The sequence below is a fragment of the Mycobacterium sp. NGS69 genome (assembly GCF_059812165.1).
The window spans coordinates 88,330-112,125 of the sequence record NZ_JCALCD010000010.1; the positions used below are offsets into that span (position 1 = coordinate 88,330).

A 23,796-nucleotide genomic window follows, 5' to 3' on the forward strand; every position below is an offset into this window, starting at 1 on the left:
AACCATTCAATATGCCCCCAGAAGTAAGGACGAAGAAATGAGCGAGCGGGTACTTGATCAGGTTGTGGCCATGGCCGACCAGTTGCGCGACCAGGCCGCCGAAGCCGAGCGGATCGGCCGGCTCACCGACGACACCGTCAAGCTCATGAAAGGGGCCGGGCTGATCCGGCTGCTGCAACCCAAGAGCTACCAAGGGTTCGAGGTCCATCCCCGCGAGTTCGCCGAAACGACCATGGCCACCGCGGCACTGGATCCGGCCGCCGGCTGGATCGTCGGCGTGGTGGGCGTGCACCCTTACCAGCTCGCCTACGCCGATCCGAAGGTGGCTGCCGAGGTGTGGGCCGATGACGTCGACACCTGGATGGCGTCCCCGTACGCGCCGCAGGGCGTGGCGAGGCCGGTCGACGGCGGCTACATCTTCAACGGCCGCTGGCAGTTCAGCTCGGGCACCGACCATTGCGACTGGATCATCCTGGGCGCGATGCTCGGCAACGAGCAGGGCATACCGCTGATGCCGCCGCAGATGCTGCACATGATCCTGCCCCGCAAGGACTACGAGATCGTCGAGGACTCGTGGAATGTGGTGGGGCTGCGCGGAACCGGCTCCAAGGACGTCATCGTCAAGGATGCGTTCGTCCCGACCTACCGGACCATGGACGCGACCAAGGTGATGGACGGCACCGCCCAGCGCGAGGCCGGCATGACCGAGCCGCTGTACCTGATGCCGTGGTCGACGATGTTCCCGCTGGGCATTTCCGCGGCCACCATCGGCATCGCCGAGGGCGCGCTGGCCGCGCACCTGGACTACCAGCGAGAGCGCGTGGGCGCCACCGGGACCGCGATCAAGGATGACCCGTACGTCATGCACGCCATCGGCGAGGCGGCGGCCGACATCAATGCCGCCCGCCAGGAGCTGCTGACCAACGCCGACCGCATCTACGACATGGTCGCCGCCGGCAAGGAGGTGTCGTTCGCGGACCGGGCGGCCGGTCGCCGGACCCAGGTGCGTGCGGTGTGGCGCGCCGTCGCGGCGGTCGACGAAATCTTCGCCCGCTCCGGCGGAAACGCGGCCCGGATGGACAAGCCCCTGCAGCGGTATTGGCGTGACGTGCACGTGGGCCAGCTGCATGCCATCCACGTGCCCGGCACCACTTATCACGCGTCGGCGCTGAGTTCGCTGGGCATCGACCCGCCGGAAGGCCCGCTGCGGGCCCTGATCTAGGAGTGTCAGTGAGCGACTTGAAAAGCCTTGGCTACATCACCATTTCGACGAACGACGTCGACCGGTGGCGGCATTTCGCCTTCGCCGTCCTGGGTTTCGCGGAGGGAAAGGGATCCGACCCGTCGGCGCTGTACCTGCGCATGGACGAACGCGCGGCCCGGATCGTCGTCGTTCCCGGCGAGACGGAGCGGGTGCTCACCATCGGCTGGGAGGTGCGCGATCGTGCGGCGCTGCAACGGGTCAAGGCCACCCTTGACGGCGCCGGCATCGCGTTCAAGCAGCTCTCGCTCGACGAGGCCGAGGAGCGCCGCGTCGAGGAGGCGATCGCGTTCGAGGATCCCGCGGGCCACACGCTCGAGGTGTTTCACGGCCCCGTGCTCGACCACAGCCCGGTGATCACGCCTTTCGGCGCGAAGTTCGTCACCGGCGATCAGGGGCTCGGCCATGTCGTGCTGCCCGCGATGGACCCCAATGGGCTGTTCGACTTCTACACCGACGTCTTGGGTTTCCGTTCCCGCGGCGCGTTCCGGGTGCCGCTGCCGAAAGAGTTCGGCCCGGTGCGGGTTCGCTTCCTCGGCATCAACGAACGCCACCACAGCCTGGCGATCGTGCCGGCCGCGCACCTGCGCGACCCGCGCGTCGTTCACATCATGGTGGAGGTCGACACGCTCGACGCGGTGGGCCAGGCGCTGGACCGGGTCAACGCAGAGGGTTTCCAGTTGTCCTCCACGCTGGGCCGTCACACCAACGACAAGATGATCTCCTTCTACGTCCGGGCGCCCGGCGATTGGGACATCGAGTTCGGCACCGACGGCATGCGCGTCAACGAAACCTATTACACCGCAGAGGAAATCACCGCGGACAGCTACTGGGGTCACCAGTGGACCGGCGAGATGCCCGCGGCGATGCGGCTATGACGCCCGACACGGACGTCACCCCCATCCCGGCGTCGTCGATCACGTCGTGGGATCAGGAGGCCGACGTCGTCATCGCAGGCTACGGGGTGGCCGGCGCCGCCGCGGCGGTCGAAGCGGCCCGCTCCGGCGCCGACGTGCTGGTGTTGGAGCGCACCGGGTCGTGGGGCGGTGCGGCGGCGATGGCCGGCGGATTCATCTACCTCGGCGGCGGCACCGCGCTGCAAACCGCCTGTGGCTTCAGCGATTCCGTCGACAACATGGCGGCCTTCCTCAACGTGGCGATGGGCCCCGGCGCCGACGAGAACCGGATCGCCGATTACTGCGCGGGCAGCGTCGCGCACTTCGACTGGCTCGTCGGCTGCGGCGTGCCGTTCAAGGCGGAGTTCTTCTCCGAGCCCGGCTGGGAGCCGATGGGCGACCAGGGGCTGATGTACAGCGGCGGTGAAAACGCCTACCCGTTCAACACCATCGCCACTCCCGCCCCGCGCGGGCACGTCCCGCAGATGCAGAACAAGAAGCAGGGTGAGGCGAGCGCCGGCTACATGCTGATGAAGCCCCTCGTCGAGACGGCCACGGCGGCCGGCGCGCGGGCGCTGTACGACGTCCGCGTGCAAAGCCTGATCGTCGAGTCCGACGGCAGGGTCGTCGGCATCCGCGCCCGCCAGTACGGCGCGGAGATGACGGTTCGCGCCCGCCGTGGGGTCGTGCTCGCGACGGGCAGCTTCGCCTACAACGACGCCATGGTGGCGCGGTACGCCCCGCGGATCGCCGGGCGCCCGGCCGCCTCGATCGAGCAGCACGACGGGCAGGCGATCCGGATGGCGCAGGCGCTGGGCGCCGATCTGGCCCACATGGACGCCACCGAGGTCGCGATCTTCATCGATCCTCAGCAACTGGTGCGCGGCATCCTGGTCAACGGCCGCGGCCAGCGCTACGTCGCCGAGGACACCTACCCGGGCCGGGTCGGGCAGCTCACGCTGTACCAGCAGGACAACACCGCTTTTCTGATCATCGACGACGAGGCGCAGCAGGAGGCGATGGCCTCGTGGTCACCGAAGTTCATGCTGCGCCCGGCGACTTGGGTGGCCGATACCGTGGCCGAGCTCGAACGCGACATGGGCCTGGCCCCCGGTTCGCTGCAGGCGACGGTGGCCGCCTACAACGAGGGCGCCGCGCGCGGCGAGGATCCGCTGCTGCACAAGAAGCCCGAGTGGCTCAGGCCGATCGGGTCGCCCGTCGGGGCCATCGACCTGCGGGAGAACACCGGCGGCTTCACGCTGGGCGGGCTGTCCACCACGTTGGACGCCGAGGTCCTGCACGTCAGCGGCGAGCCCATCCCGGGACTGTTCGCCGCGGGCCGTTCGACGGCGGGACTGGCCGCGTGGGGTTACGCCAGTGGCATCTCGCTCGGCGACGGCAGCTTCTACGGCCGCCGCGCGGGCCGGTCCGCGGCCAAGGGCTGAGCCCTTTTCCTTCGAGGAACACCCGATGGACAGTGATCGACTACGAGTTTTGCTCGATGAGCGTGACATCGAACGAACGTTGACGCGATTCGCCCGCGCGATGGACGAGCGCGATTGGACGGCGATGGCCGAGATCCTGACCGACGACGCAGAGGGCGATCTCGGGACCGGACGGCTGTACGGCAGCGCGGCGATGATCGGGCTGATCCGCGAGTTCCTCGACAACTGCGGTCCCACCCAACACCTGCTTGCCAACGTCGTCATCGATGTCGACGGAGACACCGCGATCAGTCGCGCCTACGTCCACGATGTTCATCTGAGTTCGGACGCCGATCCCTCGATCCGGTTCTACACGCTCGGCGACTACACGGACACGTGGGAACGGCGCTCCGATGGTTCGTGGAAATTGAGGGAACGATTCAAGACCAATCGAGCCCACGTCGGCTCGCTTGACATCTTTCGCGGCTAACGGCACCGCCTAAAAGCTTGGGGTTTTTACCGCCGTGCGTGACAGAGGCCACACTGGTGTGATAGGACTATATTCCTAATAGGAATATGCCATCCAGATAGATGGAGATCCGATGACATCAGCCGTCAGGACTGTCGAGACTCCTACGGCCGTGATCGACCGCATCTCGCTGGTCCTCGACGCGTTCGACGGACCGGGCCGGCTAACGCTGGCGCAGATCGTGCGTCGCACCGGCCTGCCCCGATCGTCGGCGCACCGCATGCTCGAGCGCCTGGTGCAGCTGCGGTGGCTGCGCCGCAGCGGCCGTGACTACGAACTGGGCATGCGCCTGGTGGAGCTGGGCTCGCTGGCCGTGCACCAGGATCGCCTGGTGCGGGCGGCCGGCCCCTTGCTCGGCGAGTTGCACCGCGCCACAGGGCTTGTCGTACACCTGGCGGTCTTGGACGGCGCGGACGTCGTCTACCTGGACAAGATCGGCGACCAGCGGATACCCACTCGGGTGGGCGGTCGCCAGCCCGCGCACTGTACCGCGGTTGGGAAGGCGATCCTCGCCTACCGCGACGACGATGCCGAGCTCGATCTGCGGGTTCGCAAGACGAAATACTCGATCTCCGGCGGCGCGCAGCTCGCCGTCGAGCTGGCCAAGGTGCGCGCCCACGGAATCGCGTTCGAGCGCGAGGAGTCGCTGCTCGGATTCGGTTGCGTGGCAGCGCCGATCGGCGGGGGCCCCGGCGAGGGCCAAAAAGTCATAGCCGCGGTGTCGGTGTGCGGTCCGATGAACCGCATGATGTTCGACCAGCGACTGGCCGCCCCCGTGCGCATGACCGCGATGGGCATCTGGCGGAACGTCGAGGACGGCCCCCAGCGCGTCGCGCCGGCCCTGCAGCCGCTGCGGCCGCTGCGCCCGGCCCGTCCGGCGCTGCGGTACGCGTGACCCTCGATCCGCAGCTCGCGCCCCTGATCGAGATGCTCGACGCCGGCTTCCCGCCGGTGCACACCATGAGCGGTGCGGAGGCCCGGGCACTGATCCGCTCCAGGTTCGTGCCACCCGCCAAGCCCCAGCAGGTCGACGAGGTCCGCGACGACATGATCGAAGGACCGGGCGCCGACATTCCGATCCGTGTCTACCGGCCCGACAGCCGGGACACGAGCCTACCGATTTTGGTATACGCCCACGGCGGCGGTTTCGTGTTCTGCGACCTGGACAGCCACGACGCGCTTTGCCGCGACATCGCGAATCGCATTCCCGCCGTGGTGATCTCGGTGGGCTACCGGCTGGCGCCGGAGCACCGCTGGCCGGCAGCGGCCGACGATGTTTACACCGTCATCCGATGGGCGGCGCACAACGCGTCCGACCTCGGCGGCGATCCCGACCGCCTGGCGGTGGGTGGCGATAGCGCCGGCGGCAACCTGGCCGCCGTCACCGCGCTGATGGCACGCGACCGGGGCGACCCGCTGCTGGCCGCCCAGTTCCTGATCTACCCGGTGCTGGCGGCGAACTTCCAGAACGAGTCCTATCGGTTATTCGGCCACGGCTTCTACAACCCGAAGCCGGCTCTGCAGTGGTATTGGGATCAGTACGTGCCGTTGCCGGCCGACCGAGAACACCCGTATGCCACACCCATGAACGCCGAGCTGGATGGGCTACCACCCGCCGTGATGGTCATAGCCGGACACGATCCGCTGCGCGACGAAGGACTGGTCTTCGCCGACGCGCTTCGGGCTGCCGGCGTGCCGACAGTCCAATTGCGTTACGACGGTGGCATTCACGGTTTCATGACGATGCCTATGCTCGACCTCGCACACCGGGCCCGGGAGGAGGCCGCCGTCGCGCTCGCCGACATCCTGCGGCGATAGGGCCCTGACGCCTCCCGATGGTCGGGAACCGAACGCGCGCCGTTCGGTGCGTGCCATACGGTCGGATGATGGCAGATGGCCAAATCTTCGTGATCGACCGTGCGATCACCAAGCCGGGTTGTGCGCGTCGGTTCGTCGACGCCTACCTCCACGAGTACGCGCCCGGCGCGCGCGATCGCGGCATGACGCTGCGGGACGTCTTGGTCAGCCCCCCCATTTGGTTCGACGATCAGACGAACACGGTGACCATCACCTGGACGCTGCCGAGCGCGCCGGCCTGGTGGGAGATGACCTGGGAGGGCAGGGCGGACCCGGCGCTGGGCGAATTCTGGTCGCGCATAGCCGAATTGGTGCATGAGCGATCACGGTCGTTCGCAGCGGCCGCGGATGATGTCGACGGGCTCTGCGATGTTTAACGTCACCAGGCTGGTCGACGTCGCCGAGGGCGACCGCGACCGGGTGCTGGCGGCGCTTCGCGGCGCGGCCGCGCAGGTAAGCGGCGAACGCAGTCTGGTGGAACCGACGCTCCCGGGTGCCCGCAACGGCGGTGACATCCTGATGCACCTGCGGTTCACCGATGCGGCTGAATGGGACTCTGCTGCGGCGTGTTTCGACGACGTCCTCGGCGACCCCGCGGTCCGTCGCGTCAACGGGGCCACCTACGTCGGTTGCCCCGCCAGCACGGGTTGGTCGGCGAAACCCGGGACCGTCTATCGCACCTTGCTGCTGAGCGTGGCGTCCGGCACCGACGCGGCGACCGTCGCCCGGTTTGAGGCCGATCTGCGGCTGATGCCGAAATACATACGGACCATCACCGATTGGCAGCTCAGCCGTGTGGTGAACGCGTCCGGCGTCTCGTCGTGGACCCACGTGTTCGAACAGCTCTTCACCGACGTCGACGGCCTGATGGGGCCGTATCTGATGCACCCGATTCACTGGGCCCACGTGGATCGCTGGTTCGATCCCGAATGTCCCGACGTCATCGTTCGTGATCGGGTCTGCCACAGTTTTTGCCGAAGCGATAGGGCAATCGGGTCGCCGGTGGAAGCGCCGTGATCTACAGACCGGCGGGCAAAATATTGGGGTTCGCCGTCGGGGGAGGTTGCAGGGGCGGGAACAACTCGTCGCCGTCGAGGCTGTGCACCGGCAACTGTTGCGACCACGGATAGTGCAGGCTGAACGCGACCAGTCCGGTGCGCTCGGCCGCGGGCAGGTGGCACATCGCCAATACGGTCTCGGCCAGGTACTCGACGGGTTCGGTCGGGAAAGACTCCGGGATCAGCTGTGCCGCACCGGGTGTGCGGACCGCCGTGGACGGGCCGACGCAGTTGACCGCGATGTTGGCGTCGAGCAGTTCGGCGGCCATGCCCTGGGTGAACCGGTGCAGGGCGGCCTTCATGGCCGCGTAGACGACGTCGCCGGCCGTCTTGTTGTAGTCCCGGTACGGCCGCACCGGCGGGACGCCCGTGACCGAGCCGATGTTGACGATCCAGCCCGCACCTTGCTTGCGCATGTGCGGCACAGCGGATTTCGTGAGGATGAATGGAACCCGCAGGTAGTGTTCCACGGTGCGGTCAAAGGTTTCCAGGCTCATGTCCTCGACCAAGGAGTAGTCGGCGAAACCGGCGTTGTTGACCAGGATGTCGATCCGGCCGGTGCGGTCGAGGACCGCGTCGATCAACCCGTCGCGCTGCTCGGCGTCCTCCAGGTTGGCCGCGACGCCGAACGCCTGGCCACCGGCCGCCTCGATCAGCTCGATGGTCTCGTCGATGGTGCCCGGCAGCGCGGAAGTCGTTCCGGCGCGCACCGACGAGGACGGTGTGTGCGACCGGGCCGTGACCGCCACGGTGGCGCCTTCGGCGGCCAGCCGCTGGGCGATTGCGCGGCCGATTCCCCGGCTGCTGCCCGTTACCAAAGCCGTTTTGCCGCAGAGTAACCGGCTCATCGCAGCGTGAGGTCCGCTTCGAGCGGGGCCCTATGATCGCGCCAGAAGTCGATCAGGCGATACGGGAAGGCGGTCACGATCCGCCCTCCTCCGGAGCGGTAGTAGGTATGGGCGGACGGGGTATGGCACCAGACGGTGTGGGCCATGGTCGCATCGATATCGGCGACATAGCGCTCGTAGGCGCCCTGCGTCACCTCGATCGTGGCGGCTTTGCGCAGGGCCATCAATTGCAGGCACTCCATGACGTAGTGCACCATCACCTCGACGCCGAAGTTATGGCCGGCCCCGTGCCCCGGGCTGTAGTTGGGCGCCGAGGAAATGAACATGTTCGGGAAGCCGGGCACCATCCCGCCGCGGTAGGAGCGCGGGATGTCCCCCCACTCCTGGCTCAGCGTCCTGCCGCCGCGGCCCCGGATGTCCACGGTGGAAAGGAAATCCAGGTAGTAGCCGGTCGCGTAGATGATGACGTCGAGGTCGATCTGCCGACCGTCGGGTGTCACGATTCCAGCCTCGTTGACCCGGGCCGGCTCGCTGGCCTCAACGACCACATGCTCCCGCGCCAGCGCGGCGTAATAACCGCCGGGATCGCGGATGATCCGCTTACCGTAGGGAGCGAAGTCGGGAGTCACCTTGCGGGCGAGTTCGCTGCCGGCACCGAATACCCGATCGATGTAGTCGAGGCACATCCGCAGCAAGGCATCGTTCGCCGGAGAGATCGACCGGTGTTCGGCCGCCCATTCCGGGTCATGCAGGATCACCGGGTAGTTGTTGTCCGCCGTGCCCCAATATGATTTGAGCCGTATCCAATTCGCGTAGTACGGCAGCCGGCTGCCCAGCCAGCGCTGGTATTCGGGAACGTCGTCGGACGCCCGTCTCCGGGGCGCCACCCAATGCGGCTGACGTTGGAACACGGTCAGGTGCGCGACTTGGTCCACGCAGGCATCGATGATCTGTACCGCGGTGCAACCGGCGCCGATGACGGCGACCCTCTTACCCGTCAAATCAAGGTCGGGATCCCACCGCGCGGAATGGACGGACAGCCCCGAGAACGTCTCGCGGCCAGGCAGATCCGGCCAGCGGGGCCGGTTGAGATATCCGGCGGCCGGGATCACCACGTTGGCATAACTCACATCCCGGGCACCGTCGGGGCCGACCGAGTGGATCTGCCATTGCCTGCGTGTGTCGTCCCACCAGAGTGCTTCGACCTCGGTACCGAACCGGGTGCGCTTCCGCAGATCGTTCTTATCGGCCACCGAAACCAGGTAGGACTGATACTCCGCGCCCATCGGGTAGTAGCTGGACCAATCGCCGTTGATATCGCGCGACAGCGAGTAGTACGCCGACGGTGTGTCCACGCCGATGCCCGGATAGGTGGTGGTGTACCAGGTGCCCCCGACTTCGTCGTTTCGGTCGAAGATCTGGTAGTCGATGCCGGCATCGGCCAACTCCAGCGCGGCGGTCAGCCCGGCGATTCCCGCCCCGACGATCGCGACCCGAAAGCCATCTGGGAGCTTGGCGGTGCGCGGCAGTACTGGTTGTGACGGCTGAAACCCGCCCTGCTCCAACAGCAGTGGGATGTACTCCGCGCCGACCGCTCCCCCGAGTGCCACCGGCGCGATCCGCGCGAACAGCTGCGGGTCATCGGCGGGTACGGCGGTGGCCGCGCGGGATGAACGCAGTGCCGCGACCACCGCATCGACGAGCGCTGCGGCCGTCTCGGGGTCGGTGGCACCGGCCTGCTCCGGCGGGTCGGGCACGTGAGAGATCTTCGCCGCGAACCGGTCAACCACCGCCGGGTCGCCGGTCAGTTGCGCCAGCACGGCGACCAGCACGCCAGGGTCCGCCTGGCAAAGGTTGGCCCGCAGCTCGTCAGGATCCAAATCCACCCGTCCGGTGGTTTCAGTCGTGACGGGGACACCAGCGCTCATGCCAACGAGTATCGGGGCCGTCCGCACAGATGTGCAGGTCCCTGTCTACTCAGCGGGACGCCGACGGCCCCCGACTCCATGTCGGCGCCTAACGTGGCGGACATGCAGTCCGACGACCTGGACGCGATCATCGCGCGGGCGCGCAGCCACGGGCTCGGCGATATCCCTCGCCGGTCGGCTCGCCGGCACCCGGACAAGACCGCGGTGATCGACGGCGACGTCGTGCTGAGTTTCGCCGAGTTCGACAGGCTGGTCGACCGCGCAGCGGCAGCGTTGCACGACAACGGCTTTGGGCTCGGGGATCGCATCGTTCTCCTGTCGCACAACTGCTGGCAGTATGCCGTGCTGGCCTTCGCGACGGCCCGCGCCGGGGTGGCCCTGGTCCCGGTCAACTTCATGCTGACCGCCGAGGAGATCTCCTACATCCTCGGCAACAGCCGGGCCAGCGGATTCATTGTCGAAGCGGATTTGGCGGCGAGGGCGGAAGAGGCGATGCGGCGCGGTGGCGTGGTCAAAGCCCGCGTCGCTCTCGTGCCCTCCGGTCACCACAGCCCGTCCGGCTGGGACGATTTCGCGCGGTGGCTGATCACCGACACCGCGGCGCCCGACTTGCACGTCGACGACGACCAGCTGGTGCGGCTGATGTACACGAGCGGCACCGAGTCCCATCCAAAGGCAGCCATGCACACCAGCCGCAGCCTGATGTGGCAGTACGTGAGCACCGTTCTGGCCGGCGAGATGGCCCATGACGACGTCGAAATCCACTCGTTGCCGCTCTATCACTGCGCGCAGCTGGACAACTTCCTGGCCACCGACATCTACCTCGGCGCGACCAGCATCATCTTGCCGGGACCGGAACCAGAAACGGTGCTGCGCACGATCGAGCGGTACGAGGTCACCAACTACTTCGCTCCCCCGACGGTGTGGATCTCGCTGCTGCGATCGCCGGTGTTCGATGAGGTGGACCTGTCGAGCTTGCGCAAGGGCTACTACGGCGCCTCGGCGATGCCGGTCGAGATCCTGGCCGAGATGCGGCAACGGCTGCCCAATTTGCGGCTGTGGAATTTTTACGGACAGACGGAAATGGCACCGCTGGCCTCCGCGCTGGGCCCCGATGAACAGGACGCACACCCCGGCTCCGCCGGGCGCCCCGTCGCCAACGTGGAGACGGCAATCCTCGACACCGACGACAGCCCGGTCGCCACCGGAGTCGTCGGAGAAATCGCGCACCGCAGCCCCCATTTGATGCTCGGCTACCTCGATGACCCGGAACGCACCGCCGATGCCTTCCGGGGCGGCTGGTTCCACTCGGGCGACCTGGGCTTCTACGACGAGCACGGGCTGTTGCACGTCGTCGACCGCAAAAAAGACATGATCAAGACCGGCGGTGAGAACGTCGCAAGCCGCGAGGTCGAGGAGGTCCTCTACCGCCACAGCGGCATTCGAGAGGTCGCGGTCTTCGGCCTGGCGCACCCGGTGTGGGTCGAGGCAGTGGTGGCGGCGATCGTTCCCCGCGACGGCGTAACGCTGACCGAGGAAAACCTCGTCGCGCATTGTCGGGCGCACCTCGCCGGATTCAAGACGCCCAAGCGCTTCTTCTTCGTCGATTCGTTGCCGAAAAATCCGAGCGGCAAGCTGCTCAAACGCGAGCTGCGAGAACGTTTCGGTTCAGCGACCGCTAACCGGGCCGAGGCTGCGGAATCGGTCAGGACACCGGGATGATCGGGATCTTTTTCATGGCGCTGGCCCGGGGGTCGGGCGCGGCCGCGGCAGCTCGGTGGTTTTCCTCGCCCCGGGTGTAGGTCCAGATGCAGAACGGCTCGCCCTGGGCGAACTTGAAATCCTTTGGCGGCAAGTTGATGTCAAGTTTGCATCCGGGAAAGAACGGCGCAGAAATCCGTTGCTCGAACGTGCAGTTCATCCAAGCACGTGCCGGTGGGTAGAGGCCTTCGTCGGTGTATTTTTGCAGCACTTCGCATCGACGCATGTTGAGGACCACGTGGTCGGGATTGTGCACGATGTACTCACCGCCGTAGCCGAGCGTCCCGTCGATGCTGAGGCAGGCCAATTTGAGGTAATCGACGACATGCACCGGCTCGATCCCGAGCACCTTGGCCAGCTTGGGGTATTCGTAATCGATGATCAGTTGATACATGTCTGGCAGACCCAGCCAGACTTCCTCTTCCGGGATGATCTTCGTCCACTGATCGATAAAGTAGTTATGCCCCTTGAGATACTGGTCCCAGTAGGTCTTTATCAGCCGGATGAGCGCTTCTTTTGTGAGGTCCTCCGTTTGGACATCGAACGGGATGGCTTGATACTGCGCATTTTTCCAATCCCACCGTGGCGGTGCGATGAAACGGCCCATGGGCATTACCTGACGCATGCCAGCGCGCGACACCTCGGCGGCAACGTCCATGGCAGTGTTGATACCTACCTTCGGCGCGTAGGTGGTTACATGCGCGTAGGGAACGAAGTTCAGGGTGTCCTCGAAGACGCGAGCCAGCCTCAGCAGGAACCCCCTCGAGAAATCCTGAATGTTGCCGACTTTGCCCATGAAGTCGTGCGTGTAGTCGTCATAATTCAGGTCACCTTCTGCCACGGTCATTGGAGTTCCTCCTCTGTAGCGGATGTCGGGCCCTCCGGGAATCGATCTCGTGGCGCCGATTGACTGTCAGATTCTGCATTATCTGGCAGAATCTGACACAGGTAGGTTTGCACACCCGTCACCGAAGGATCACTCAGGATGCCCGCTCAGTGGGATAGGCGATGCCATCTGGCTCGAGTCGGCCACGGTCCCATACTGCTCCCGGTTACGATGCGCGCGGACCGTTCAGCCGCGGGCGGAAAAAGGAGCCTGACGTGACTGCGTCCGCCAAGCCGACTTTGAGCGAACGGCGCGCGGAGCAGCTCCGCCTGGATATCGCGACGGCTGCGCGCGACATCTTTTTGACCGAAGGTTCGACGTCGGCGACCGTCGAGCGCATCTGCGAGGCCGCCGGCATCGCGCCTCGCACCTTCCATCGCCACTTTCCGGTCAAAGAAGACGTCGTCATGCCGCTGTTTCGCGAGTTCGGCAGGCTGAGCGTCCAAGTCCTCCGAGATGCGCCACCCACGAGTAATGCCGTCGACACGTTGGTGGAGGCGTTCAGCACCGAAGTCCCCAAGCGCGGGCAGGTTGAGACGGACCGCCGGTTCCTGGCGCTGATGATCAAAGATCCGCAGTACCGACTGCGTTGGCTTGATTGGGGGCAAAACCTGGCCGAGCCCATCTCAGAGTTTCTTGCCGCACGGTTCGATCTCGGTGCGGACCCCTTTCACCGCGAACTGCCAGCGCAACTCGTGATCCAATGCTGCAGACACGCATACGTTCGCTGGGTGCAGGACGGCAACTTCCGCCGCTTGAAATCCGGGTTGCGAATGGGCATCGAGATGACACTTGCATCACTGTCGCCCGTTCCAGTCGGTCCGCGATAGGAGCGCATATCCTCGCGCGAGGCCGGTGACCGCTGCCAGAGAGCATGTTCCACTGACCGGGCATCTGGCCTGTCACCCGGGCCACACCCGGAGTTGACTGGCTCCATGGCCAACGACATCACGCTGCCCGAATTGCAGGAGTTCATCGCCGGCTTCTGGTACCACTACGACGAGGCCCACTATGACGAGATGGCGGCCGGCTACGCCGAGGACGTGCGCTACCTGACCCGAAGCGACTCCGGCGCAAGTCCTTTCGAGGAACTGATGTCACCGGAGCTCCGCGGCCGCGAAGCGGTGATGGAATGGCTGACGGAGCACCGCAAGCAGAGCCCGTATCCGTTGCGCCACCACGCCACGAATGTGCATCGCACCGGCACCGACGGTGACGTCACCCGGGCGCGGTTCTACATCTTCGTCAACCAGATCGCCAGCTTCGTGCCGTTCGCCGTGTCCAGCGGGGTCGTCAACGTGGGCGTCCGCCGTGGGGCCGGTGGCCTTCAGTTCACCGAGATGGACGTCGTCCTCGACGCCACCAACTCGGTGCTGCTGTCGGAGTTGGCCGTCGACAGCACCGCGAGTTCGTGACTGCCGGAGAAGCATTTTCCGGCGGGGTCGCCGTCATCACCGGAGCCGGCTCCGGCCTCGGTGCCGGGTTGGCGCGCCATGCCGGCGGGCTGGGGATGACCGTGGTGCTGGCAGACATCGACGGGCCGGCGGCCGCGTCGGTTGCCGACGAACTGCGTGCCGCGGGTGGGTCGGCGGTCGACGTCGTCTGCGACGTGCGCGACCCCGACGCCGTGCAGGACCTCGCCGAGCGGGTCTACCGGGACGTCGGCGCGGTGCGCTTGCTGGTCAACAACGCCGGCGTCGAACAGTTCGGCTATCTGTGGGACACCCCGGTGGCCAATTGGCAGCGGACCATCGACATCAACGTCAGCGGCGTCTTTTACGGCGTGCGGGCTTTCCTGCCGAAGATGATGGCCACCGGGGAGCCGGCGTGGGTGTGGAACGTCGCGTCGGTCGGCGCGGTGGTGGCGATTCCGCTGCAGGCCCCCTACATCGTCAGCAAGCATGCGGTGCTGGCGTTGACCGAGTGCCTGTATCTGGAGGTCGAATCCGCTGGACACGCCAATCACATTCACGTGCAGGCCGTGCTGCCCGGCCCCGTGTCGTCCAACATCTTCGAATCGGCCGGCGGGATCGATGCCGGCGGTGCCGGTGACGTGGTCGCCGCCGAGGCGCAACGCTCGGCGATGCTGGATCTCAAAGGCTCGGCCATGGACCCGAGGGAAGCCGCCAAGACGTTGTTCCAGCAGGCCACCGACGGTCGCTTCTACCTACACACCCACGCCGACACGGTGGGCGCCGCGATGGCCGAGCGGGCCGATGTGCTTGCCTCACAACGCCCCCCGGCGCTGCGCACCGAAAGCCGCTTCGGCGCGACAAAGCGCTGACATGGCGACGCCCGCACTGGATCCCGACGCCGCGGCGCGCGTCGCATCCTTCGGTGAGATCCCGCCCATGCGCCGACGTGGCTTGGCGGCGGTGCGCGCGGGTCTGGAATCCGCTCCCCTGCCCGACGCAATGCCCGAAATGGCCTGCATCACTGAGGCTTCCATCCCCGGACCGGCCGGAGCCATCCCGGCACGCATTTACCGTCCCATCGATGACCCGGCGCAACCGGTGCTCGTCTACTTCCACGGCGGCGGGTTGGTGATGGGCTCCAATCACTCGTTCGAACCGCTGGCGCGTGAGCTCGCGTCGGCGTCAGGAGCCACCGCCGTGGCTGTCGAGTACCGGTTGGCCCCGGAGTTCCCGCCGCCGGCGCAGTTCGACGACGCCTATGCGGCGACCGAATGGGTTTCCCGAAACGCCGCCGTGCTGGGCGTCGACCCCGAACGGCTCGCGGTGGTCGGCGACAGCGCCGGTGGCTCGCTCGCCGCGGCAGTCGCGCTGGCCGCCCGGGACGGCGGCGGACCGGCGATCTGTGCGCAGGTGCTGGCGTATCCCGGGCTGGATCGCGACATGTCCGTCACTTCCATTGCCGCGCTGGCTGATGCGCCGCTACTTGCGCGCGACGACATCGACTACATGCACGCGCTCGTCGACGGTGACGCGGGTCCGCCCACCGACCCCTACCTGGTGCCGGCCTATGCCTCGGATCTGTCCGGACTTCCGCCGGCGATCGTGGTGACCGGCGGTTGCGATCCCATCCGCGACTGGGGCGAGCGGTACGCCGATCGGCTGCGCGACGCAGACGTGCAGACGACATGCACCCGCTATCCGGGCTTGTACCACGGGTTTTTGATGCGCTCCGACGTGACGGCGCGCGGCCGGTTGGCCATCGCCGAGATTGGCGCGCTGCTGCGGGCCAAGTTCAGCCATCCCGTTCGTTTTTGACGTCCCGGTGACCGGGCAACGATCGGCCGTATCGCGCTGACCCCGCCCACAATCGATCGATTGCAGAACTGCAAAGGAGACAGCTGATGCTCACCGACGAGCGGCGAATGGCGCTTTCCGACGTGCTGCGGCCGGCCGCACCGCCACGCGAAATCGACGACGTCTACACCGACGACCAGCGCGAGCGGATGCTCGACGTGGTGCGGACGGAAGGCCCGTGGAAGCTGATCATCGCCCAACACTTCGCGTCGGCCGACGAGCTGATGGCCACGATGAGCGGGATGTTCCCGGAAGGATTCACTCCGTCGCTGGATTTGTTCCTGACCCCGACGTTCCGCGGCTACCTGGCCAATTACGGCGCGGTGCTCTACCCGCAACTGCATGACTGCTTCTACAACGAGCGCTTCCTCGAGCTGGCCAAGGCCTACTGGAAAGCCGAATACGCCAAGCCGCAGCTGATGCTGTTCAACATCAACGGTCCGTGCGCAAACCGCGACCCGGGGCACCTGGATTCGCCGAGTTTCCGCGGTGTGCGGCACGAGAATGCCCCAACCTGGCTCACCAGCGTTATGGGCAAATCCGGGCTTTTCCAGGACTACCTGATCAAGATGGCCCAGGTAATCACCTGGTTCTCCTTGGATGCCGGCAGCGGCTTCACCTACTGGCCCGATGGGCCGCTCAGGGCGCCCAAGCGCATCCTGCCCCCGATCAACAACCGCGGCATCGTCGTCCAGAACGAGATGATGGTACACCGCGGTGAGGCCAACGGACCTCTGGCTCAACAGATTCCGGCTGGCCTGGCGTTCGACACGATGTTTACCGGCGACCCGGGTCACCGCGACTACTGGTTACTGAAGAACGGTGACAACGTCATCGCGCGCCACCACACCGACGAACTGCGTTTCCTGGTGCACTGGTCGGCCGAGGTGTTCGCAGACTACGACGAGCTGAAGAAGAACATGGAAGGCTCCGACGACCTTTCGGTCGAGAAGGCCATCGACATCATGGTCGACGACCTCGAGACCAAGGGCGTCAAGCTCGACATCCCCAGCGAACCGCTGCACGATCCGGGGTTCGTCAGCGCCCTCAACGCCGCATACGACCTCGGCGGCCCGGCGGCCTACCCCGAGGAAGCCCCACTCAGCGCCTTCCAGCCAGCATGAACGAAAGGGCTTGTTTGATGGATCGTTTCGCAGACAGACGCGTCGTTGTGACCGGAGCTGGTTCCGGAATCGGGCAGGCCACCGTGGCCCGGCTGCTCGATGAGGGCGCCACGGTCGTGGCTTACGACGTCTCGGCGGACGGGCTGGCACGAACCGCGGCCGCCGCCGAGGATGCCGGCACCGGTGAGCGACTGACCACCGCCGTCCTCGACATTTCCGACGAGGGTGCCGTAACGGCCGCAGTGAATGCTGCGCTGGGCCGGCTCGGCGGGCTGGAAGTGCTGGTCAATGCCGCCGGCATCCAGCGCTGCGCCAACACGCACGAGCACACCTTGGCCGACTGGAACGACACCCTGGCGGTCAACCTGACGGGCACCTTTCTGATGACCCGGCAGGCGCTTCCGGCGCTGCTGGACTCCGGTCGCGGCGTGGTGGTGAACTTCACCTCCACCGCGGCGTCGTTCGCGCATCCCTACATGGCCGCCTATGCCGCCAGCAAAGGCGGAGTGTTGTCATTCACGCACTCGCTGGCGCTCGAGTACTCCAAACAGGGGCTGCGTGCAGTCAACATCCAACCCGGCGGGGTCTCCACGTCCCTCGCGCTGAGCACCCTGGACAAGATGCCCGACGGCTACGACCTCGGCCTCTGGGCCAAACAGACCCCGCTCCTGCACGGGAAGGACAACCCGGTCCTGGGTGACCCGAGCGCCGTCGCGTCGGTGATCGCCATGGTGGCCTCTGACGACGGCGCGTTCGTCACCGGCACCGAAATCCGGATCGACGGCGGCGCGCACGCCTGAACTCTGCTGGCGAATCGGGGAAGTCACCGAGTCACGGGTGTCGGATTCCGCGATCGCAAACGATTGCGTGGAAATCGCCTGGCATCAATGAGGTCATTGTGGCGGGCATCGTTTTCCGATCACGATGGCGGCCTCGTGCGATGGCGCAATGATCGTCGGCGTTGAGAACCGAGTCGCCGGCGACAAAAGATGCCGAAAATCCCCTGGTTTCGCTACCCCTTTGCGGGGCCGAATTCGTGTAGCCTCCCTTACCGAATGGTGCGGATTAGTCGCGGCGACCCACGCCGGCATGAAGCGGCGGGGGCTACCCGCCCGAGCCGTTGCGAGAGGACGCATGCCCGAAAGTGCTCAACGCCTGCGGCCCCACTTCGAAGACGTGCAGGCCCACTACGACCTGTCCGATGACTTCTTCGCGCTGTTCCTAGACCCGACACGCACGTACACCTGCGCGTACTTCGAGCGTGACGACATGACGCTGGAAGAGGCCCAGATCGCCAAGATCGACCTGGCGCTGGGCAAACTTGGCCTGCGGCCCGGGATGAAATTGCTCGACGTGGGCTGCGGTTGGGGTTCGGCGATGCTTCGTGCTTTGGAGAAATACGACGTCGACGTCGTAGGCCTGACCCTGAGCAGGAACCAAGTTGCCTACGTCGAACAGCAGCTCGCGGCATCGAACAGCCCCCGTTCCAAGCGGGTGCTACTGCAGGGCTGGGAGCAGTTTCACGAGCCGGTGGACCGGATCGTGGCGATCGGTCCGCTCGAGCATTTCGGCTACGACCGCCACGCCCCTTTCTTCAAGTGGGCCTATAACCTATTGCCGGCCGACGGCACGATGCTCCTCCATACGATCGTGGTGTTGAGCCGCGAGCAGATCCGGCAGCGCAACCTTCCGTTGACGATGTGGCATATCCGCTTCGTGAAATTCCTTCTGGAAGAGATCTTCCCCGGCGGGCGGCTGCCGACGGTGGAAATGGTCGAGGAGAATTCCACGAAGGTCGGGTTCAGCGTTAGCCGGATCCATCGGCTGCGGCCGCACTACAAGAGGACGCTCGACATGTGGGCGGCGGCCCTCGAAGCGCACAAGAGCGAAGCGATCGCGATCCAATCCGAAGAGGTTTATGACCGCTACATGCGGTATCTGACCGGCTGCTCCCAGTTGTTCCGCGACGGCTACACCGATTTGTGCCAGTTCACGCTGGAAAAGGGATAATTACCGAATTACGGTGTGGCGTCAACGGTTTCATCGACGATCGGCAACGATCCGCTCCGCACCGCGTCGGCTATCGACTCGCCCAGCGCCGAGCAGGCGAGGAATACCCCCCGGCTACCCGGTGCCGAGATCCGCTCCGCGTCAAGACGTTCGACACACCGGGCGGTCGCGTCGGCGGTCCACTGCACGCTCGTTTGATTCCAGCTGCTTTTTCTCGCCAGCACTCGCGCACCGCAGGTCTGGCAGACCAACGGAATCATCGGCATATCGTCCAGGCGGTTGTCTTCCCTGATCGGTGAATCCCGCGTCATCACGGCTGGGCGGCCATGTTCGCCTCGACCTGTTTCATCCACGCTTCATAGGGCCGAGTGGTGTCCAGCTCGAACTCGAAACGTTCCACCATGTCTGGCTGCACGTCGGCGATATCGACATAAAACTGTTGGTACCAACGACGCAGCTGATACACCGGACCGTCCTCCTCGACCAGGAGCGGGTTATCGATTCGCGCCTTGTGGCGCCAGATCTGCACATCCTGCTCGAAACCCAGCTTGACGAAGTCGCCGAGACTGGTCGCGGTCTGCATCGCGAGATCGGCCGGCAACGCTTCGGACTTCTTGACGATGATGCCATATTGCAGCACAAAGGAATTCGCATCGATCGGGTAGTGGCAATTGATGAGCACCGTGTGGTGGTCGGCGTCGGCGTAGTGGTAGATCAGGTCGTCGACCATGAAGGACGGACCCCAGTAGGAGGCCACCGAGGTGGTACCGAGCATCCGCGCACCTTCGGTGCCGCCGAGGTCAGGGCGGCCCGCACTGTTCATGTACTGCGTCGCCACGTGTCCTTCGAAGATGTTCTTGAAATGCGTGGGCAACGAGCCGTGAATATAGAAGAAGTGCGCCATATCCACGACGTTGTCGATGATTTCGCGGCAGTTGGTGTTCACAACCGTGGTGTACCAGTGCCAGTCGGTCCAGTCGGCGCTGGTGGCACCCTCGATGCGAGGGATACCGACCTCAGCTGGAGGCGGTTTGCGTTCCGGGTCGTTCCACACGAACAACATGCCGTCCTGCTCGAGCGCGGTCCAGGCCTGCGTGCGGGCTAGCCGCGGGGTGCGCCTGCTGTACGGAACTTGCTTGCACCGTCCGTCGCCGCCCCAGCGCCAGTCATGGAACGGGCACGCGATCTCGTTGCCCTTGACCTCGCCCTGCGAGAGGTCACCGCCCATGTGCCGGCAGAAGCCGTCGAGGACGTTGATGTTGCCGTCCGCGCTGCGGAACACGACAAGCGTCTGCCCGAAGGCGTTGATCGCGTGTGGCTTGCCGTCATCGAAGTCTCTGACCAGACCCAGGCAGTGCCAGCCACGGGCAAACCGCGTCGGCGTGGCCTGCGCTTCTATGAGCCGAACTTCGCCGGCGTCGGACTGCGATGTCATATGCGCCATTGAAGCCCGCGGGCGGAGCGGCGGTGGCGGCGTGTTCCACTCATCAGGAGGGCTCTTCCAACGCCGCGTCGGTGCGGCATACCGTTCTCAGAGTGACTGAGCACAGCACGACGATTCCCGCCGGGCTAGCGGTGTCCGATACCTCGGTCGACCTGCTGGTGATCGGCTCGGGCACCGGCATGGCCGCCGCGCTGGCCGCGCATGAGCTGGGGTTGTCGGTGCTTATCGTCGAGAAGTCGTCCCACGTGGGCGGCTCGACCGCCCGGTCCGGGGGCGCCCTGTGGTTGCCCGCGGGGCCGGTCCTGGCCGATGCCGGCGCCAACGACACCGCCGAGCGAGCCGCGACCTATCTCGACGCGGTGGTGGCCGGCTCGGCGCCGGCGGAGCGTTCCGCCGGCTTTCTGACCCACCTGTCCGCGACGGTCGAAATGCTGCGCCGCACGACGCCGCTGCGGCTCTTCTGGGCCCGCGATTACTCCGACTACCACCCCGAGGAGCCCGGTGGCAGCGCGGCCGGACGCACCTGCGAGTGCCTGCCACTGGACACGTCGATTCTCGGCGAGTATCGCACCCGGTTGAGACCAGGCGTGCTCGAGGCCGGCGTCTCGATCCCGACGACCGGTGCCGACTACCGCTGGATGAACCTGGTGGTTCGGATGCCCCGCAAGGGCATTCCGACGTTCGCCAAGCGGGTGGTCCAGGGGTTTGGCGGCCGTCTGCTGGGCCGCCGCTACGCGGCGGGTGGCCAGGGGCTGACGGCCGGGCTGTTCGCGGGCGTGCTGCGCGCCGGCATCCCGGTGTGGACCGACACCACGCTGCTGCGCCTTGACGGCGACGGCAGCCGTGTCAGCGGCGCGGTCTTGAACCACGATGGTCGCGAGGTGACGGTCACCGCTCGGCGCGGGGTTGTGTTGGCCACCGGCGGTTTCGACCACAGCATGGATATGCGGTGGAAATTCCAGTCGGAGTCGCTGGGCGCCAACTTCAGTCTGGGCGCCGAATCCAATACCGGCGACGGCATCCGCGCGGCGCAAGAGCTCGGCGCGGACATCGATTTGATGGATCAGGCGTGGTGGTTCCCGGCCGTCGCGCCGCTACCCGGCAAGCCGCCCGTAGTGATGCTCGCCGAGCGGTCACTTCCCGGTTGCCTGATCGTGGACCAACACGGCCACCGGTTCTGCAACGAGTCGACCGACTACATGTCATTCGGCCAGCAGTTGCTCGCACTGGAGCGGTCGGGCAGCCCGATCGAAGCGATGTGGATCGTCTTCGATCAGCAGTACCGCAACAGCTATGTGTTTGGCGCGGAACTGTTTCCGCGGATGCCGCTTCCGCAATCGTGGTACGACGCGGGCATCGCCGCGCGGGCCGGCAGCCTCGCCGGACTGGCCGGACACATCGGCGTTCCTGTGACGGAGTTCGTCCAGACGATGACCCGCTTCAACGAAAGCGCCTGCGCCGGTGAGGATCCCGATTTCGGCCGGGGCCGCAGCGCTTATGACCGCTACTACGGAGACCCCACGATAACCCCGAACCCCAACTTGCGTCCGCTGGTCAAGGGCCCGTTCTACGCCGTGAAATTGGTGCTCAGCGATCTGGGCACCTGCGGAGGCCTGAAGGCAGACGGGCGGGCGCGGGTCCTCCGCGAGGACGGGAGCGCAATCGCCGGGCTGTACGCGATCGGCAATACCGCCGCCAACGCGTTTGGCACGACGTACCCGGGGGCGGGCGCGACGATCGCGCAGGGACTGGTCTACGCCTACATCGCGGCGCTCGACGCGGCCGGCAGGCCCTAGTCAGCCGTGCGCTTGGCCTCTACCTGCTTCTCGATTTCACGCCAGTAGCCGGGCGTGGGCCGTGGTGTACCGAAACCGCTCTTAGCGGCCTTCTGGATGATGGCGTCGGCCTCGTCGATGTCCTTCATCAGTTCCAGCGCGAACTCACGCTCCGCGGCGTAGTACTTGGCCGCCCAGCGCAGGGCGATCACCGAATACGCCCAGGCCGGTTCCGCCTCGGCCCCCTCGGCGTCCTCGACCGCTTTCTGGTGCCGGGCTTCGGCGTAGGCGACGTGCTCCTGCAGCAGTTCCTTGAGTCGGGCCGGGTTGCTGAGGTGCCCGAACGTAACTCGCAGCAGCACGCTGTGCTTGAGTACCGGCGGATCCACCGGTGCATCATTAGTCCACTGGGTGACGGCCGCCATCCCGGCCGGGGTGATCTTGTAGAGCCGCCGGCTGCGGGCGCCCTCGTCGTGTTCGACCCGCGACGTCACCAGACCCAGGCCCTCGAGCTTCTTCAGCTCGGTGTAGATCTGGCTGTACGACGGGCTCCAGTAGTACAGGTCGACGCTCCAGTCGATCCATTTTTTGAGGTCGTAACCGGAGACTTCCTCTTCGTAGGACATCATGCCCAGCAGCGCCCAGCTGGTGGCGGCGAGCGCCGACTTCACCCGCTTGTCGCTGTCGTCCATTTCGCAAGATTAACAACGCCGGTCGCGCGAACGCGCCCGGAAGACCGCTGGCCGGGACATCGAATTGCCGCGTCGCGCTTCGGCCTATCTGGTCTTCGCCCGATCCATCCACAGCAGCACGACGCCCACGGCGGTGACGATGACCGCCGCCGCGTACACCATCAGCCCGAACGCCGGCGTGACGGTCACGAAGCCTTCGCCCTCGTTGTTCTTGGTGGACACGGTGTGGAACGAGACGAACGTCAGGGCACCCAGCAGGCCGACCACCACGCTGAGTCCGATGAGCCGGCTGGCCGGCATTCGGGATCCCCACAGCGCCGGCAACGCTAGAAACCCGGCCACGACGACCAACAGGATGACGACGAACTTGGCCGTTCCGTCTGCGGCCGCCCCGTGCGAGCTCAGAGTCCTGCCGAACAGCTTGAGGCTGACCGTCGCGAACGGCAGGAAGATCGAGATGACGGTGACGAGAAGTCCACCGAACACGATCCAGGCGGGCACCGACATCCCTGCCGCGACGGACTTCACCGCCGCAAGGCTCTCGGGGACCTTGGGTCCGCCGGCGTCCGGATTCGGCGGACCGGGTGGCGTCCATCGTTGTGAGCCGGGCGGTGAATAGCCGGGTGGCGGGGGCGGTCGATTGGCCGGCTGAGGCGGCCGCGGCGGCCCCGTCGGCGCCGGCGGGCGCGGGGGCAGGGGCGGCAGGGGCGCCGCGCGGGTCTGCGCCGCCGAGGGCAGATTAGACCCGGGCGGGCGGGGCGGCGGGGGCTGCAGCGGTGTGACCTGGGTCGGCGCGGCAGAGGGCGGGGGTTGCTGCGGGTGGCTGACCGGCGGTCGCGGGGCCCGCGCATCGGGTTTGCGCTGTCGCTGCGGGGTCCAGGTCCGACCGTCCCAGTAACGCTGGGCGTTGGGGTCTTGTGGATCGTCGTACCAACCGGGCCGGTTGGGCGTCGTCATGGGCGGATCCTCCCCTGTTGACCGAACTGCACCCGCAAACGCGAGAATACGCGCGGCCACATGCGAGGCCCGGCCAT

At 66.2% G+C, this 23,796-nt stretch carries 24 protein-coding genes; 17 read left to right on the forward strand and 7 right to left on the reverse strand.

Annotated elements, in window-relative coordinates; translation table 11 throughout:
* The first annotated feature begins 37 nt into the window (after nt 1-37).
* The 8 genes from AC5Y2S_RS25285 (at nt 38) to AC5Y2S_RS25320 (ending at nt 6,984) form a co-directional block, all read left to right on the forward strand.
* The gene (locus AC5Y2S_RS25285) at nt 38-1,222 is read left to right on the forward strand and encodes an acyl-CoA dehydrogenase family protein (protein ID WP_499959122.1); all 1,185 of its coding nucleotides are present in this window, start codon (nt 38-40) and stop codon (nt 1,220-1,222) included.
* Between the two features lie 8 nt (nt 1,223-1,230).
* Nucleotides 1,231-2,139, forward strand: coding sequence for a biphenyl-2,3-diol 1,2-dioxygenase (gene bphC, locus AC5Y2S_RS25290; RefSeq protein ID WP_499959123.1), 909 nt, complete (start codon nt 1,231-1,233; stop codon nt 2,137-2,139).
* Complete coding sequence (locus AC5Y2S_RS25295) at nt 2,136-3,602, forward strand: FAD-dependent oxidoreductase (RefSeq protein WP_499959124.1); 1,467 nt, start codon at nt 2,136-2,138, stop codon at nt 3,600-3,602. Before bphC ends, AC5Y2S_RS25295 begins: the two co-directional genes overlap by 4 nt.
* Nucleotides 3,603-3,627: 25 nt before the next feature.
* Entirely contained in the window at nt 3,628-4,071 is a 444-nt protein-coding gene (locus AC5Y2S_RS25300; protein ID WP_499959126.1) for a nuclear transport factor 2 family protein, read from the forward strand.
* A gap of 112 nt (nt 4,072-4,183) precedes the next feature.
* Nucleotides 4,184-5,005 carry an IclR family transcriptional regulator gene (locus AC5Y2S_RS25305; RefSeq protein ID WP_499959127.1) on the forward strand — a complete coding sequence of 274 codons (822 nt, stop codon included), beginning with the start codon at nt 4,184-4,186 and terminating at the stop codon, nt 5,003-5,005.
* A complete protein-coding gene (gene lipP1 / locus AC5Y2S_RS25310) occupies nt 5,002-5,928 on the forward strand; it encodes a LipP1 family hormone-sensitive lipase (RefSeq protein WP_499959128.1) in 927 nt (308 codons plus the stop codon). The genes AC5Y2S_RS25305 and lipP1 overlap by 4 nt, the downstream gene beginning before the upstream one ends.
* Before the next feature lie 68 nt (nt 5,929-5,996).
* Entirely contained in the window at nt 5,997-6,344 is a 348-nt protein-coding gene (locus AC5Y2S_RS25315) for a hypothetical protein (protein ID WP_499959129.1), read from the forward strand.
* Complete coding sequence (locus tag AC5Y2S_RS25320; protein ID WP_499959130.1) at nt 6,337-6,984, forward strand: Dabb family protein; 648 nt, start codon at nt 6,337-6,339, stop codon at nt 6,982-6,984. Before AC5Y2S_RS25315 ends, AC5Y2S_RS25320 begins: the two co-directional genes overlap by 8 nt.
* 1 nt (nt 6,985) lies before the next feature.
* Here the strand turns inward: AC5Y2S_RS25320 and AC5Y2S_RS25325 are convergent, their stop codons facing one another.
* A complete protein-coding gene (locus AC5Y2S_RS25325) occupies nt 6,986-7,873 on the reverse strand; it encodes an SDR family oxidoreductase (protein WP_499959131.1) in 888 nt (295 codons plus the stop codon).
* Complete coding sequence (locus AC5Y2S_RS25330) at nt 7,870-9,801, reverse strand: flavin-containing monooxygenase (RefSeq protein WP_499959132.1); 1,932 nt, start codon at nt 9,799-9,801, stop codon at nt 7,870-7,872. Before AC5Y2S_RS25330 ends, AC5Y2S_RS25325 begins: the two co-directional genes overlap by 4 nt.
* 102 nt (nt 9,802-9,903) lie before the next feature.
* Between AC5Y2S_RS25330 and AC5Y2S_RS25335 the strand changes: the two genes are divergently transcribed.
* Nucleotides 9,904-11,523, forward strand: coding sequence for an acyl-CoA synthetase (locus tag AC5Y2S_RS25335; protein WP_499959133.1), 1,620 nt, complete (start codon nt 9,904-9,906; stop codon nt 11,521-11,523).
* Here AC5Y2S_RS25335 and AC5Y2S_RS25340 read toward each other — a convergent pair.
* Entirely contained in the window at nt 11,507-12,409 is a 903-nt protein-coding gene (locus tag AC5Y2S_RS25340) for a hypothetical protein (RefSeq protein WP_499959134.1), read from the reverse strand. The genes AC5Y2S_RS25335 and AC5Y2S_RS25340 overlap by 17 nt on opposite strands.
* Before the next feature lie 254 nt (nt 12,410-12,663).
* Here AC5Y2S_RS25340 and AC5Y2S_RS25345 point away from each other — a divergent pair, with 254 nt between their 5' ends.
* From AC5Y2S_RS25345 to AC5Y2S_RS25375, 7 genes are all read left to right on the forward strand, one after another.
* The gene (locus tag AC5Y2S_RS25345) at nt 12,664-13,278 is read left to right on the forward strand and encodes a TetR/AcrR family transcriptional regulator (protein WP_499959135.1); all 615 of its coding nucleotides are present in this window, start codon (nt 12,664-12,666) and stop codon (nt 13,276-13,278) included.
* 105 nt (nt 13,279-13,383) lie between these two features.
* On the forward strand, nt 13,384-13,863 hold the full coding sequence (locus AC5Y2S_RS25350; RefSeq protein WP_499959136.1) for a nuclear transport factor 2 family protein: 480 nt from the start codon (nt 13,384-13,386) through the stop codon (nt 13,861-13,863).
* Nucleotides 13,860-14,732, forward strand: coding sequence for an SDR family NAD(P)-dependent oxidoreductase (locus tag AC5Y2S_RS25355; protein ID WP_499959137.1), 873 nt, complete (start codon nt 13,860-13,862; stop codon nt 14,730-14,732). The genes AC5Y2S_RS25350 and AC5Y2S_RS25355 overlap by 4 nt, the downstream gene beginning before the upstream one ends.
* Before the next feature lies 1 nt (nt 14,733).
* Nucleotides 14,734-15,678: an alpha/beta hydrolase gene (locus AC5Y2S_RS25360; RefSeq protein ID WP_499959138.1), complete on the forward strand. Its 945-nt coding sequence runs from the start codon at nt 14,734-14,736 to the stop codon at nt 15,676-15,678.
* A gap of 86 nt (nt 15,679-15,764) precedes the next feature.
* Nucleotides 15,765-16,841, forward strand: coding sequence for a hypothetical protein (locus AC5Y2S_RS25365; RefSeq protein ID WP_499959139.1), 1,077 nt, complete (start codon nt 15,765-15,767; stop codon nt 16,839-16,841).
* A 17-nt stretch (nt 16,842-16,858) separates the two neighbouring features.
* Complete coding sequence (locus tag AC5Y2S_RS25370) at nt 16,859-17,641, forward strand: SDR family NAD(P)-dependent oxidoreductase (RefSeq protein WP_499959140.1); 783 nt, start codon at nt 16,859-16,861, stop codon at nt 17,639-17,641.
* Between the two features lie 334 nt (nt 17,642-17,975).
* Nucleotides 17,976-18,851: a cyclopropane mycolic acid synthase family methyltransferase gene (locus AC5Y2S_RS25375; RefSeq protein WP_499959241.1), complete on the forward strand. Its 876-nt coding sequence runs from the start codon at nt 17,976-17,978 to the stop codon at nt 18,849-18,851.
* An 8-nt stretch (nt 18,852-18,859) separates the two neighbouring features.
* Here AC5Y2S_RS25375 and AC5Y2S_RS25380 read toward each other — a convergent pair whose 3' ends face one another.
* On the reverse strand, nt 18,860-19,162 hold the full coding sequence (locus AC5Y2S_RS25380) for a ferredoxin (RefSeq protein WP_499959242.1): 303 nt from the start codon (nt 19,160-19,162) through the stop codon (nt 18,860-18,862).
* The gene (locus AC5Y2S_RS25385; RefSeq protein WP_499959141.1) at nt 19,162-20,286 is read right to left on the reverse strand and encodes a 3-ketosteroid-9-alpha-monooxygenase, oxygenase component; all 1,125 of its coding nucleotides are present in this window, start codon (nt 20,284-20,286) and stop codon (nt 19,162-19,164) included. The genes AC5Y2S_RS25380 and AC5Y2S_RS25385 overlap by 1 nt, the downstream gene beginning before the upstream one ends.
* 101 nt (nt 20,287-20,387) lie before the next feature.
* Here AC5Y2S_RS25385 and AC5Y2S_RS25390 point away from each other — a divergent pair, with 101 nt between their 5' ends.
* Nucleotides 20,388-22,091 (forward strand): 3-ketosteroid-delta-1-dehydrogenase, encoded by a 1,704-nt coding sequence (locus AC5Y2S_RS25390; RefSeq protein ID WP_499959142.1) that lies wholly within the window; start codon nt 20,388-20,390, stop codon nt 22,089-22,091.
* Here the strand turns inward: AC5Y2S_RS25390 and AC5Y2S_RS25395 are convergent.
* Both AC5Y2S_RS25395 and AC5Y2S_RS25400 read right to left on the reverse strand, forming a co-directional pair.
* Nucleotides 22,088-22,762: a PadR family transcriptional regulator gene (locus tag AC5Y2S_RS25395; RefSeq protein ID WP_499959143.1), complete on the reverse strand. Its 675-nt coding sequence runs from the start codon at nt 22,760-22,762 to the stop codon at nt 22,088-22,090. The two genes, AC5Y2S_RS25390 and AC5Y2S_RS25395, sit on opposite strands and share 4 nt — an antisense overlap.
* Before the next feature lie 84 nt (nt 22,763-22,846).
* Nucleotides 22,847-23,719, reverse strand: a complete 873-nt coding sequence (locus tag AC5Y2S_RS25400) for a DUF2510 domain-containing protein (protein WP_499959144.1) — start codon at nt 23,717-23,719, stop codon at nt 22,847-22,849.
* Between the last annotated feature and the right edge of the window lie 77 nt (nt 23,720-23,796).